This window comes from Psychrobacter sp. K31L, from assembly GCF_017942195.1.
Lineage (GTDB): Bacteria > Pseudomonadota > Gammaproteobacteria > Pseudomonadales > Moraxellaceae > Psychrobacter > Psychrobacter glaciei.
Window position 1 is genome coordinate 51,028 of the sequence record NZ_JAGKSC010000009.1, and the last position, 13,021, is coordinate 64,048.

11 protein-coding genes are annotated in these 13,021 nt (G+C 45.3%); 5 read left to right on the top strand and 6 right to left on the bottom strand.

All coding sequences use genetic code 11. From position 1 onward, the window contains the following. Nucleotides 1-90 precede the first annotated feature (90 nt). From adk to J5X94_RS12430, 6 genes are all read right to left on the bottom strand, one after another. Entirely contained in the window at nt 91-759 is a 669-nt protein-coding gene (gene adk, locus J5X94_RS12405) for an adenylate kinase (protein ID WP_026037207.1), read from the bottom strand. A 218-nt stretch (nt 760-977) separates the two neighbouring features. Then, nucleotides 978-2,258 carry a c-type cytochrome biogenesis protein CcmI gene (ccmI, locus tag J5X94_RS12410; protein WP_194620203.1) on the bottom strand — a complete coding sequence of 427 codons (1,281 nt, stop codon included), beginning with the start codon at nt 2,256-2,258 and terminating at the stop codon, nt 978-980. Then, a complete protein-coding gene (locus tag J5X94_RS12415) occupies nt 2,255-2,836 on the bottom strand; it encodes a cytochrome c-type biogenesis protein (RefSeq protein ID WP_416346183.1) in 582 nt (193 codons plus the stop codon). Before J5X94_RS12415 ends, ccmI begins: the two co-directional genes overlap by 4 nt. Nucleotides 2,837-2,871: 35 nt before the next feature. After that, complete coding sequence (locus J5X94_RS12420) at nt 2,872-3,510, bottom strand: DsbE family thiol:disulfide interchange protein (protein ID WP_010199230.1); 639 nt, start codon at nt 3,508-3,510, stop codon at nt 2,872-2,874. Between the two features lies 1 nt (nt 3,511). Then, nucleotides 3,512-5,542, bottom strand: a complete 2,031-nt coding sequence (locus tag J5X94_RS12425; RefSeq protein WP_210541442.1) for a heme lyase CcmF/NrfE family subunit — start codon at nt 5,540-5,542, stop codon at nt 3,512-3,514. 516 nt (nt 5,543-6,058) lie between these two features. Next, complete coding sequence (locus J5X94_RS12430) at nt 6,059-7,393, bottom strand: membrane protein (protein WP_010199226.1); 1,335 nt, start codon at nt 7,391-7,393, stop codon at nt 6,059-6,061. A 477-nt stretch (nt 7,394-7,870) separates the two neighbouring features. On the opposite strand from J5X94_RS12430, the gene mrdA reads away from it, so the two are divergent. The 5 genes from mrdA to J5X94_RS12455 all read left to right on the top strand — a co-directional run bounded on the left by mrdA (nt 7,871) and on the right by J5X94_RS12455 (nt 12,940). Next, complete coding sequence (gene mrdA / locus J5X94_RS12435; protein ID WP_201593059.1) at nt 7,871-9,850, top strand: penicillin-binding protein 2; 1,980 nt, start codon at nt 7,871-7,873, stop codon at nt 9,848-9,850. A gap of 28 nt (nt 9,851-9,878) precedes the next feature. Beyond that, complete coding sequence (gene rsmD, locus J5X94_RS12440) at nt 9,879-10,571, top strand: 16S rRNA (guanine(966)-N(2))-methyltransferase RsmD (protein ID WP_210541443.1); 693 nt, start codon at nt 9,879-9,881, stop codon at nt 10,569-10,571. A gap of 213 nt (nt 10,572-10,784) precedes the next feature. Continuing rightward, on the top strand, nt 10,785-11,213 hold the full coding sequence (rplM, locus tag J5X94_RS12445; protein ID WP_010199223.1) for a 50S ribosomal protein L13: 429 nt from the start codon (nt 10,785-10,787) through the stop codon (nt 11,211-11,213). A gap of 10 nt (nt 11,214-11,223) precedes the next feature. Next, the gene (rpsI, locus tag J5X94_RS12450) at nt 11,224-11,610 is read left to right on the top strand and encodes a 30S ribosomal protein S9 (RefSeq protein ID WP_010199221.1); all 387 of its coding nucleotides are present in this window, start codon (nt 11,224-11,226) and stop codon (nt 11,608-11,610) included. A gap of 238 nt (nt 11,611-11,848) precedes the next feature. Further along, nucleotides 11,849-12,940 (top strand): lysophospholipid acyltransferase family protein, encoded by a 1,092-nt coding sequence (locus J5X94_RS12455; RefSeq protein ID WP_210541444.1) that lies wholly within the window; start codon nt 11,849-11,851, stop codon nt 12,938-12,940. Nucleotides 12,941-13,021 lie beyond the last annotated feature (81 nt).

Consider the following 13,021-nt stretch of genomic DNA (forward strand, 5'->3'; position numbering starts at 1 on the left):
GCTTAATTTGTCCCTTCACTTCCAAAATATAAAAGACCCTGTCGATGAACAGGGTCTTCACTTGCTGCATCTAGCATCTACAATCGATAGCTAGCCTTTTAGAGCAGATAAGATTTGTTGCTTAACCTCATCGATGCCTTGGGTACCATCAAACTTGTCATAGTTAGGCGCTGCATTACCAACATCGCCGCCTTCTTTGGCTTTGTCTTGATAAAAACCAACGAGCGCTGATGTTTGCTCATGATAAGTAGACAGACGGTCGCGAATGGTAGACTCTTTATCGTCTTCACGCTGGATAAGCGCTTCGCCAGTCACATCATCAAGGCCTTCTTGCTTCGGTGGATTATGATCGACATGATATACACGGCCTGAGCCTGGATGCTGGCGACGACCAGATAGGCGATTGACGATTTCATCATCAGGCACACTGATTTCAATCACATGATCAATCGCAACGTCTGCATCAGCAAGTGCTTGGGCTTGAGGAATCGTACGTGGAAAACCATCCAAGATACAACCATTCGCGCAATCAGGCTTAGCGATACGTTCTTTCACTAGGTTGATGATAAGATCGTCAGAAACCAAACCACCAGCATTCATAATGTCTTTGGCTTGTTTGCCAAGCTCGCTACCTTCTTTGATTGCTGCACGCAGCATATCACCCGTTGAGATCTGCGGAATATCATATTCTTTAGAGATAAACTGGGCTTGGGTACCTTTACCGGCGCCTGGTGGACCTAGCAAAATAATACGCATCATTACACGACTCTCCTTAATAAATGGGATTTTGGGACAAATAAAAATCAGGGATTGGTTGATTGCAAAGCTACCTTACCTTGTGGCTTTGCTAAGCTCAAGTATTTTCATTATTTGCAGTGATAAGTTGCCATGACTTATCTGTTCATATAATGCTATTGCGCGTGACTCCGACGGGCAACAGCATTGGTATTAAAAACTGATGATGTGAGGGAATTATATCAAGGAACCTGTTGATTGATATCAACGTTGACCTGATTTTGCTCAGCGCTAATCACCACAGGATTACCCGATAAATCACCTGACTCTGCACTGGCATTGCCGCTATGGCTAATGCGGGCAATGACGGCCAACTGTATTTTGTCCGCACGGGCAGATTTTAGCGTTCGTGTCGGCATCATGGCATCAAGATCGCTTAGACTGATATTGACCTCACCTTGCTTAATCACGCTAATTGGCAAACGCTTAGCAGCAAACGGCGGACCACCTTTGACATCGCGTATCGCTACAAACAAAACATCATCGCCTTTGACCAGCGGTAACAAACTGGCGTTGATCGTTATTGTGACGTCGATACCTTCAGAGGCTTGTTGTTGCTGAGTCGTCACATTAGCACTCAACTCGTCCAAACTGGCCAGCGCTTGTGTATGATCCCCAGGCTTGGCCGCAATACTAGCGCGCAAACGCTTAATCCAGCCTTGTGCTTGATCAAAGTTACTACTGCGCGCCTCACCCATTGCCATGAGCATTTGCGCACCCTCATGCTGTGGATTTTTGGCTAAAACCGCCTCCAAAACACGACGACTATTATCATCCAACTGCCCTTTATTGGCAAAAAAGCTAATCTGTGCGTACGTCGTCGCAATCTCTTCGTTATCTGGCGACAATCGATAGGCACGCGACAATGCTTCTAGTGCCGAGTCCGTCGCCTCTAATGATAAGAATAACTCTGATAAGCGCATCCAGCGATTGTAGTCATCAGCGTGGCGATAGACATTGGTTTGCATAGCACTAATCAGCTGCTGCCCATCTTCAATGGCCCATGCTGGCGGCTGGTCAATCTTACCTGTGAGTAAATCATCAGCAACTTGACCGACTTTATCCTCGGCAGCCCACAATTCAAAAACAGGCGTGCGATCACCAATCATCAGATATGCCATGACAGCCAAGACCGGCACCCAAACTATAATAATCAATCGGCTTTTGATACCCGGTACGACCATCGGTGCTACAACGCGCTGTGCATCTAAAAGTTGACGTTCAAGCTCAAGCTTTTGGGTTTGATAATGGCTATCATCAATCGTGCCAGCATCCTTATCCGATTTTAGCTCTGCTAGGCGCGCCCGAAAGACAGCGATGTTGATATCGAGTAGCTGATTGTCCACGGGTTTATCTGGTGCGCGTGAGGCTCTTAACCACGGCATGATGGCGATAACACCAAGGATCAAAGCGATAAATAAGCTTAGAGCAATGAATAAGCCAACGGTAGAAAATAGGGTCATTTTTTGTCCTCGAGGCTGGTGATGTCATGATCCGTTCTATTGACGCTATTATTGCTATCGGCGCGTGATAACAGGCGATCAAGTTCAGCTTGTTCTGCTGCCGTCAACGCAGCCGCGCTACTGTCCATCGTCACTCCACTTTGACCACTGGCAATACGCTGATGGCGCTTACTCTGCCAAAACCAACCAACAATTAAAAACACCAGTAATAAAGGCGGGAAAAACCATAGTATCCACGTCGAAGGACGGACAGGTGGCTTATAGCTAATAAAGTCACCATAGCGCTCCTGCATATAACTGCGAATTTCGGTATCACTACGACCATCTTTGACCATATCGTAGGTTTTTTGCTTTAGATCTTGGGCAATTGGCGCATCAGAACCTGCAAGGTTTTGATTTTGGCATTTGGGACAGCGCAGCTCTTCGATGAGACCACGATACTGGGCTTCTTGTTGTATAGAGTCAAAGTCGTAAACGTCAATGGCGGCATAAGCGGTCATACTTATGCCCATAGCAAGACTTATACTTAACAAACAGGCAGATATAAAGCTGGCGAATGTCGTGCTCAGAGCCTTCATGTGCTTTATAAGCATAGTCATTATAGACATCGTCATCATTTGCACGCCTCCTTGACCTGAGTAGCGTCAGGACTGACATTACGCTTATTGGCTTCGTTGAGTACCATGAGACAAGGCGTGATACGACTTTGCCAATTGCTCTCATTAATCTCACCGATGATATGCTGACGAATCACCCCTTCACCATCGACGATGAAAGTCTCAGGCGCACCCGTCAAACCTAAGTCTAAAGCAAACTGTCCGGACAAATCCTGAATAGACATCGAGAAAGGATCACCACCACGGTTGAGGTAGCTGAGGGCATCACCAATTTCATCTTTATAGTTGACGCCAACCAAATTGACACCGCGCTCTTCTAACTGCATTAAAAAAGGATGCTCGATAATACAAGTGGGACACCAAGAGCCCCAAATATTCAGCAAAAACGGTTGATCAGGCAGATTGTCATTGGTCATAATACGGCTAGTATCGGATAACAATGGCAGCTCAAAAGCAGGTACCGGACGCTCAAGCGCGGTATTGGTCACGATCTCAGTCGGCTGACCTAAGCGCATGTAGAGCATAACTACGAAGCCTGCAAAGACGATGAGCGGAATGACAAACCATATCTTTAGCTGCTTTTTATTTATGGTCTTGTTGCCGTTTTGATTAGAGGTATTATTTGACCTAGTCATACTATTTGTCCCCCATCTTTGCTGCTGGTACTTCTACATCTGCTACTGTTGCAAAACCTGCAGCATTAATCACATTTTGGCTGACAGTCTTAGGCTTTTTAATTCGATAGCGCCTATCTAACATACTTAGCAGCCCACCTAGAGCCATAATAATAGCACCAAGCCATATCCAACGAATCAACGGCTTCACATAGATGCGTACCGCCCATTGGTTGCTGTCTTTAGCAATCGGTTCGCCAAGTGCCACATAAACATCACGCATGAGGCTGGCATCAATCGCCGCTTCAGTCATCGGCATCATGCTAATGATATAGTTACGCTTTTCAGGGTACAAGGTAGTCACATCTTGACCATCTTTGCTTACTAATACCTCAGCTTGTGTCGCATCAAAGTTACTGCCTTTGACTTCTCTAAAGCCTTTTACGGTAAAGTCATAGCCTTGCACGTGGACGCTATCGTTTGGTCCCAGCGCCACATCTCGCTCGATACTCAGACTGCTAGTAAAAGCAATACCGATAACCGCTATTAAGACGCCAATGTGTGCCGTTTGCTGGCCCCAGTAGCTCAAACGTAATTGACTTAAGCCTTTTAAAAGGCTCGGTGCATTTTTGGTTTTGTCTTTGAAGTCGACCACCATCCAGAACAATACCCAAAAGCTAACCGCCAAAGTAACGCCAATATTGAGCATAGAAGAGGGATCGACAAAGTAGGTAATAATGGCAGCAAGCACCAGACTACTAACCGCAATGACCATACCAACGCCTAGTAGTGGACGCTTGTCTTTTTTCCAGCGGATATTGGAGCCCATACCCATTGCAATCAACAACAACCACGTTAAAGGCACAAACAGCGCATTGAAGTAAGGAGGACCAACGGACACTTGACCTAAATTAAAGGAATCAGCAATGATAGGATATAGCGTGCCAAGCAGCACCACCAAGGTCGAAATCAAAATAATGACGTTATTGATGACTAAGAATGACTCACGCGAGATGAGCTGGTACTGACTCTCAACCGTCAAGCTCCAGCCGCGGATAGCAAACATCAATAAACCACCGCCAACGATCACACCCAGAATAACTAAAATAACCAGACCACGCGTTGGATCGGCTGCGAACGAATGTACCGACGTAATGACCCCAGAGCGAACTAAGAAAGTACCAAGCAGACTGAGGGCAAAGGCAAAAATTGCCAGCATAATCGTCCAAGCCTTAAAGACACCGCGCTTTTCTGTTACTGCTAGCGAATGTAATAAAGCAAGGCCCGCAAGCCATGGCATCAGTGAGGCATTCTCTACCGGATCCCAAAACCACCAACCACCCCAGCCAAGCTCATAATAAGCCCACCACGAGCCCAGCGCGATACCAATGGTTAAGAAACCCCAAGCAGCCAGTGCCCATGGACGCGACCAACGTGTCCAAACGGCATCCAAGCGCCCTTCCCACAGTGCAGCCATACAAAAAGCAAATGGCACCACCATACCCACATAACCCATATACAGCATAGGCGGGTGAATAATCAGACCGAAATCTTGTAGAACCGGGTTTAAATCGGCACCATCAACAGGCAGGTTCGGCAAGGTACGATCAAACGGCGATGAGGTGAAAATCAGCATCGCCAGCATCATCATCTGTACGCCAGCCAAAATTACCAGTACGCGCGCGCGCATTGACAATGGCAGACCACGGCTAAAGTAAGAGACCAAGGCACACCAAGTGGCCATGATGGTCATCCAAAGCAACAATGACCCTTCATGCCCGCCCCATGTCGCTGATAGCTTATAGTACCAAGGCAATAAAGTATTAGAGTGCTGGCTGACGTAGACTAGGCTAAAATCATTATAATAAAAGCCTGCCATCAAAGCGCCAAACGAGATAATCATTGCGGCAAACTGTGCCCACGCCAAACTTGGCGCCAAACGCTGCCAAGCAACGTGATCACGCATAACGCCAATGGTTGGTAATACTACTTGCAAAATCGCCAACATAAAAGCGATCAGCAAGGCAAAATAACCCAATTCTGTGATTAACATACGGTCTAACCTTGTTTACCTTGAATACAATTAAAGGTTCACCGATGGCATGGTTAGCCACTGGCAAACACTAAATAATCCTTTATTTGGTCATGGTTTACGGTTGAAAACTGAGGTTTTAGTGGCTATAGAAGCCCATAAAACCCGCTACTATTATCGTGATGTATTAATACGAATTATTAATACAAAGAAGCTGGCTTAAACTAGGGTGTGTCATCATTTAGATTGTGAGGCTTAAAATGAGGAAAATTGCAGCCAAACAAGGAAGAAATTGCCGTAAATATGAACATATTGACAAGATTTCTGACGATGTTTGGCAAAATTTAGCCATTTTAAGACCACTAAATCTATCAATGTGCTAATTGATGACACGCCCTAGGGCATGTCGAGCACTCAACCATAGCACTGGCAATAGCAGTGACTACATTATGAATGCTCTGTGAATCTTCAACACGCTCTAATATTGTTAACTATATTATTTTAGAAAGCTTTTAAAAGTTTTGACTCATTGCTCTACTACTGCATCGCTGGGAAAAACACCAATACCAAATGCAGCCAACCTGCCAAAAATCCAGTCAATCCGCCCAATACGATAAGTGTCATCTCATCTTCACGAAACGCCGGACGTAATAAATTCTGAAACTCATCTGGCGATAGCGCACGAATACGATCCCGAAACAGCCCAAATATCTTACTAGCTCGGCTTTCATTCAGCTCAGGATCTCGCAGTGGCACCATAGTAGCAACGATAGATTTGTCAATGATAGTGTTTTTTAACTGTCCATACTCACGGCGACCAAGCCCTACGCGCAAGGTTGTGCTAATGACAGGAGATTCTAGCACTTCATATAGGTGCGACTTCATAAGTTCACGCGTTTGCACAGCACGATCCCCATACATCATCTCATTCATGATGTTCTCAAGCGTGACCAGATCCTTTACCACAATCTCAGCAAAAACTTCAGAGACTTCCTCTTGCCGTTTCATGAAACCACCCTGAAAACGATACTGACCAATATGCGGCAGCTGTGGCCTAATAAACGGGAAGCGACTTTGCAGCGCAAAAAACTTCACATAAGGGATAAAGTGTGGCTGCACTGGATTAAACACCATCCAAATGGCAATCCAGTTGGTGAGAAATCCCCAAATAGCGGCAAAGAAAGGCACTGTCCAATGCTGCGGCACCACCAAAAATATAAACATTTGGATAATACCGAAAACCAGTCCAATCAACGCACTGATATGCCAAATAAAGTTAATCTCTTTTTGGCCTACCTTCAAAAACATATCGACCATTAAGCGTCGATCATTTTCCATCGTATTAACGATCATTTTACGCATATCGACCAAGTCTTCGACATGATAAGTCAAATCCGTCACGAGCGACTGCATGATACTGGGCAGCTCTTTGTGCGCTTGGGCATAGACACGACGCTTTAATGCATAAGGCAAATTACCCCATAGTGCTGGCGAGTGATCCAGCATAATCTCATCAATCAGTGGCTCAAGGTTTTTATCCACCGTATCAGTGATGAATACTGCCATCTGCTCAGGTTCCATCGCCTTAAAAAACTCATTAAGCGACCCCAATTTGGAGAGCGTCTGATCTACAATCACCCCAGATATCTTGCCCGCTTTTCGCGGAACGATACCTTGCCAACCGATACCCGGTAGACCAAAAAATGGAAAGTTCGGAATACGAATACCCCAAAACTTGACCGGATAAAACAGCATTTTGAGCGCCATCCACACATGTATCCAAGTGACGAATGCCGTCACTGGTGGAATGGTCAACATGGCAAAAAACTCTGGGTGCTCAGCTATCGTCTGCCACAATGAAGTTGCGTCCATGACTTTCTGTGTCCCTGACGTGATGGTTGTCGTTGCTAACGAAATACGCTTAGCAAGTTGAGAACGCTTAAAAAGACGTTCCGCCCAAATAACTACTATAAAATAAATCGCCTGATTTTAGCATACTTGCCGTTTATTAGCACACGTAGACCAGAAGCAAGTTGTGACTAAAGGTGACATATTTTATGTGATTCTGATGGTAGAAAAAATATTAATATGGTCTATCGCTTGTGTGGCGTATTATGACAACAAAATAAATGGCTGAGTACTGCGCCCTCGCGTTTGTTCTGTTATAATTTGTGCTTAATTTGCAGCGAAACCTAGCATACCATCCCTTGCAATCCCATGCTTACTCATAATACTGTATGTGATTGAAATCCTTTATCTTATCTTTTATATTCATCGCGTTTTGGCTTACTTCCCTGCCCTTTTATTCCATTTCCAATGCTTCTCTGACCGCCTGAGTACTGATTTTCTATGAATAAACCGCTAGCTTCCGACGCCGAACAGGTCAACCGTATTTTTGCGCACCGAATTATTATCTTTGGGCTGTTAATATTTTTGGGTCTGAGTGGTTTGCTAATACGCTATGGTTATTTGCAAGTTTATGCTCATGATAAATACACCACACAGGCAGACAATAATCGCATTAAGCTAATATCTGCGCCGCCAAGCCGTGGTTATATTTACGATCGTAATGGCGTGATTTTGGCAGACAATCAGCCCGTATTTACTGCCATGCTAAGCCCTGATGAAGTGGAAAACCCAGAACGCACTTTAAATTTGCTCGCGCCTATTTTTGAGCTTACTGATAAAGATATCACGGATATTTTGGCACGTCTGAGCAAAAGCAAAAACGATCCGGTAACCGTAAAAATCGACTTAACCGAGGCGCAACTGGCACAATTTAGCGAGCGCAAACCTTTCTTTCGTGGCGTAACCATCCAGAGTAAGCTCACACGCTCATATCCTTATGACGAGCTGTTTGCCCATGTCATCGGTTATGTTGGTCGTATCAATGATAAAGAAACCAAGCGCATTGACAAAGATCGCTATGCGGGTACAGATCTGATTGGCAAAATCGGCATCGAAGATTTTTATGAAGATATCTTACTTGGGCAACCGGGCTACCAATCGGTAGAAACAGACGCCCACGGCAACATCATCCGCCAACTAGACACCAAGCCACCGATTGCAGGGAATGACATTACCTTGAGCTTGGACTATGGTTTACAAACCATCGCCCAGCAGCAGCTCGATGGTCGTCGTGGTGCTATTGTGGCGATAGATCCCCAAAACGGTGACGTATTAGCCTTTGTCAGTAATCCAAGCTACGATCCCAACCCTTTTATATCTGGCATCTCGTTTAAAGACTATGGCTCGCTACGAGAAGACCTAGACCAGCCGCTCTACAACCGAGCGCTACAAGGCACCTACCCGCCCGGCTCTACCATTAAACCCTTTGAAGGCCTAGGCGGAATTCATTACGGTTTACGCAATTGGGACACCACCATCTATGATCCCGGTTATTTTAGCCTGCCTGGAGACTCACACCGTTTTCGCGATTGGAAACGCGGTGGTCACGGCACGGTCGATCTCAAAAAATCCATCGTGATGTCGGTTGATACCTACTATTATAAACTGGCCTACGAGATGGGCATTCAGCGTCTGCATGATTGGATGGTACGCTTTGGCTTTGGCGAAGAGACAGGCATTGACTTGCCCAATGAAAAGTCAGGCATTATGCCTTCGCCTAAGTGGAAAAAAGACACTTACGATAAAGGCTGGTTACCTGGTGAAACCATCTCAGTCAGTATCGGTCAAGGGTATTTCTTGGCAACGCCGCTACAGATCGCTAATGCGACAGCGATGACTGCGAACAAAGGCTATCACATCACCCCGCATCTATTAAAAAGCAGCGATGGTGCAGCAGCGGTCAATGTCATCACCAAACCCGATGGCAAAATTGACTATAATGGCAAACCCTCTGATTGGCTGCGTATGCACGATGCGATGGAAAGTGTGGTTAAAGATGGCACGGGACGCGGTATCTATACCCCGCGCTATCGTATCGCGGGCAAGACTGGTACAGCACAGGTAAAATCCATCGCTCAAGGCAAACGTTATGATAAGTCTGCGATAGACAAACGCCACTGGGATCATGCGTGGTTCAATGGTTTTGCGCCAGTAGAAGACCCACAAATTGCCCTTGCCGTGTTGGTCGAAAACGGTGGCGGCGGTAGTGCCGTAGCAGCACCTATTGGTCGCGCGCTGTTTGACTATTGGGTATTACAACGCAAAAACGATCCTATCCTGCCACCCTCTGCTGATGAGCTAAAAGTCATCAAACGACAAAAAGCCTTTGAAAAAATCATGCGTGACACCCTGCGTGATAAAGAGGAGGCACTAGCAGAGCAGGCAGCCGCACAAGCAGAAACCACGACAGCGACCGAATAAAAACCAATACAGAAAAAGAATAGTGGCCATGAAAAAAACAGCAGCATCGCGTAATACCAAACAGAAAACATCTCATCAGGAAAAATCATCGACGGCCGGTCAGGTACGTATTATCGGTGGGCAATTTAAACGTCGCAGCGTCAGTTTCATTGATGCTGAGGGTCTGCGCCCAACACCAGATCGCCTGCGGGAGACGCTATTCAATTGGCTACTTGCCGACATCCATGGTGCATACGTGCTTGATAGCTGTGCTGGTAGCGGCGTCTTAGGCTTTGAAGCGCTGTCTCGTGGCGCAGCACACTGCACTTTTATTGAGATGAATCGTGGGCAAAGTCAAATGCTAGGCCAAAGTGCTGAGCAGTTGCAGCTCAACGCTGACACCTATCAAATTATCAATGGCACAGCAGAGCAAGTATTGATGCAAAGTCATATCGTCCCGCGCCCTTTCGATATCGTATTTATCGATCCGCCTTATGCTGAGGATTTATGGCAGCCTATTCTAGCGACACTTATTACCCAAGCATTAATCAACACCGAGACGCTTATTTATTTAGAAGCGGATAGAGACTTAGCGACACAATTGGAGCAGTTAGAAGAGACTATTAATAATAGTATGGTGACTCAACCATCTGTTATTCAGCAACCAATTAACTTTGAATGCTTGAAACAAACCAAAGTTGGACAAGTTGTTGCTGGACTTTTTCGCCTATCATCGTCATAATTGTCGGGTTAATGAAAGCCGTTAATAAATTTTAAAAATGTTTAAAACCGCTAAAAAACTGGCCAACGCTGCAGTTTAATGTATATAAGGCGAAAATAAACCCCAATGCAGCTTGCAAGCGTAGGCGCTACTGCTTATAATGTGCAGTCTGTTTTTTGAGAGCCCCGTTTTCCCAGCTAAACTCTCAACGAATTCTAATTTTAAGGTTTTATCATGAAAACACTTAGTGCAAAACCAGCTGAAGTGACCCATGACTGGTATGTCGTAGATGCTGACGGCAAAACCCTTGGTCGCTTAGCCACTCAAATCGCTACTCGCTTACGTGGCAAGCATAAGCCATCTTTTACGCCGCACGTTGACACTGGTGACTTTATTGTTGTCATCAACGCTGACAAAATCACGGTAACGGGTAAAAAAGCGCAAGATAAAAAGTACTATCGTCACAGTGGCTACCCAGGTGGTATCAAAGAAACCAACTTCAGTAAATTGCTTGCACATAAGCCTGAAGATGTTCTACACAAAGCGGTTAAGGGTATGCTTCCAAAAGGTCCTCTTGGCTATGCGATGATCAAGAAGCTGAAACTTTATGCGGGTACTGAACATCCACATGAAGCACAGCAACCTAAAGCACTAGACATCTAAGGATATACTTATGGAACGCAATTACGGAACTGGTCGCCGCAAAACTTCTACCGCTCGTGTCTTTTTAGCGAAAGGTACTGGTAGCATTGTTGTTAACGGCAAACCACTTGATGAGTATTTCAGTCGCGAAACGTCGCGCATGGTTGTTCGTCAGCCTTTAGAATTACTTGACACCCCTACTGCTTATGACCTTTACATCACTGTAAAAGGCGGCGGTATTAGTGGTCAAGCTGGCGCAATCCGTCACGGCATCACGCGTGCATTGATTGAGCTTGACGAAGCCAACAAACCTGCTCTAAAAGCAGCTGGTTTTGTGACTCGTGATTCACGTCAAGTTGAACGTAAGAAATTGGGTCTACGTAAAGCACGTAAACGTCCACAATTCTCGAAACGTTAATCAAAGCTACTTCTTTGCTTTTTGTGGTTATCGCCTTTTTCTCAGAGTCGATTTAACACTATTAAGCAAAAGAATAGATTTGCAAAACCTCATAAGCTGGTCACAGTTTATGAGGTTTTTTTATGGCTGCTCATTAAGTGTCGAAAACCAGCTTGCAAACCAGTAGCGACTACCCCATCATAATAATAACTTTTTGTCATTAGCTCCGACGTTATAAACAGTGCTACAAAAGGACATTATGAAAGCGCCCGAACAATACGACCCCAGCAAACCGCCAGCAAAAAACAGCATACCACCACTGAGTATGCAGCGGTCGGATAAGTCGCCCGCCATTCCTGTCGGCACGCCAACGATTACCCAAACTCATAAACGTACGGCACAAGCAGACAAAAAGCCCTTTCAATGGCAGTTCTTATCGCCTAAATATTGGGCAATTTGGCTATTGTTCTTGATGATGTTGCCCATGATTTATCTACCGCTACGCTGGCAGTTTTGGCTAGGGCGTAAAGTGGGTATCTTGTTTTACAAAGTTGTAGGCTCGCGGCGACGTGATACGCTCATTAATTTAAAACTGGCCTTTCCAGAAAAGCCGGAAGTTGAACGTGAGCTGATGGCAAAGCAGGTCTTTGTCAATCAAGGTATTGGTATATTTGAAACCTTGTGTGCTTGGTTCCGCCCGAATGTCTTTACTCGTACGGTTTCTATTTCAGGACTACAGCATTTAGTTAATGCCCAAAATGAAAATCGTCCGGTCATTTTGCTAGGTGCACATTATACAATGCTTGATTTGGGTGGATTGTTTTGCGCGCAATTTTTTGCCTTAGACTGTATGTATCGTACACAGAATAACCCGCTACTTGATTGGTTCATTTATAACGGTCGCACCAATATCTTCGGTAAGCAAATCTCCAGTCGTGATATGCGTAGCTTGGTGAGTTCAATTAAAGCTGGGCATGTCATTTGGTATTCTCCTGACCAAGACTATGGTCTTAAGCAAGGTGTCATGGCACCGTTCTTTGGTGTGCCTGCAGCCACTATCACTGCCTCAAGACGCATGGCAAAATTGGGCAGCAAGGCGCACCCGCCTGCTGTCATGGCACTGCATACCTATCGGCAAACGCCAGATAATTTGCCAAGTGGCAAACGTCCGCATTATCATCTGACGATTACGCCTGAGCTGCATAATTATCCAAGTAATGATGAGGTTGCTGACGCCACTCAGGTGAATGAAGTCTTAGAAGGACTCATTCGTATCGATCCCACCCAGTGGATGTGGTTTCATCGGCGCTTTAAACATGGGCCGACAGGTCGCACAAATATCTATAAATAGACTTTATTCCCAAAAATATAAGTAAAATTTGCTATACTTTGAGGCTAATATTTTTGCCATTAACTGTGCAAAACTAACCAT

Bases quoted from the DNA above. Each gene is read 5' to 3' on its own strand.
- adk (WP_026037207.1), bottom strand. From the start codon at position 759: ATGATGCGTATTATTTTGCTAGGTCCACCAGGCGCCGGTAAAGGTACC.
- mrdA (WP_201593059.1), top strand. From the start codon at position 7,871: ATGAATAAACCGCTAGCTTCCGACGCCGAACAGGTCAACCGTATTTTT.
- ccmI (WP_194620203.1), bottom strand. From the start codon at position 2,258: ATGACCCTATTTTCTACCGTTGGCTTATTCATTGCTCTAAGCTTATTT.
- J5X94_RS12425 (WP_210541442.1), bottom strand. From the start codon at position 5,542: ATGTTAATCACAGAATTGGGTTATTTTGCCTTGCTGATCGCTTTTATG.
- J5X94_RS12455 (WP_210541444.1), top strand. From the start codon at position 11,849: ATGAAAGCGCCCGAACAATACGACCCCAGCAAACCGCCAGCAAAAAAC.
- rplM (WP_010199223.1), top strand. From the start codon at position 10,785: ATGAAAACACTTAGTGCAAAACCAGCTGAAGTGACCCATGACTGGTAT.
- rsmD (WP_210541443.1), top strand. From the start codon at position 9,879: ATGAAAAAAACAGCAGCATCGCGTAATACCAAACAGAAAACATCTCAT.
- J5X94_RS12430 (WP_010199226.1), bottom strand. From the start codon at position 7,393: ATGGACGCAACTTCATTGTGGCAGACGATAGCTGAGCACCCAGAGTTT.
- J5X94_RS12420 (WP_010199230.1), bottom strand. From the start codon at position 3,510: ATGACTAGGTCAAATAATACCTCTAATCAAAACGGCAACAAGACCATA.
- rpsI (WP_010199221.1), top strand. From the start codon at position 11,224: ATGGAACGCAATTACGGAACTGGTCGCCGCAAAACTTCTACCGCTCGT.
- J5X94_RS12415 (WP_416346183.1), bottom strand. From the start codon at position 2,836: ATGAAGGCTCTGAGCACGACATTCGCCAGCTTTATATCTGCCTGTTTG.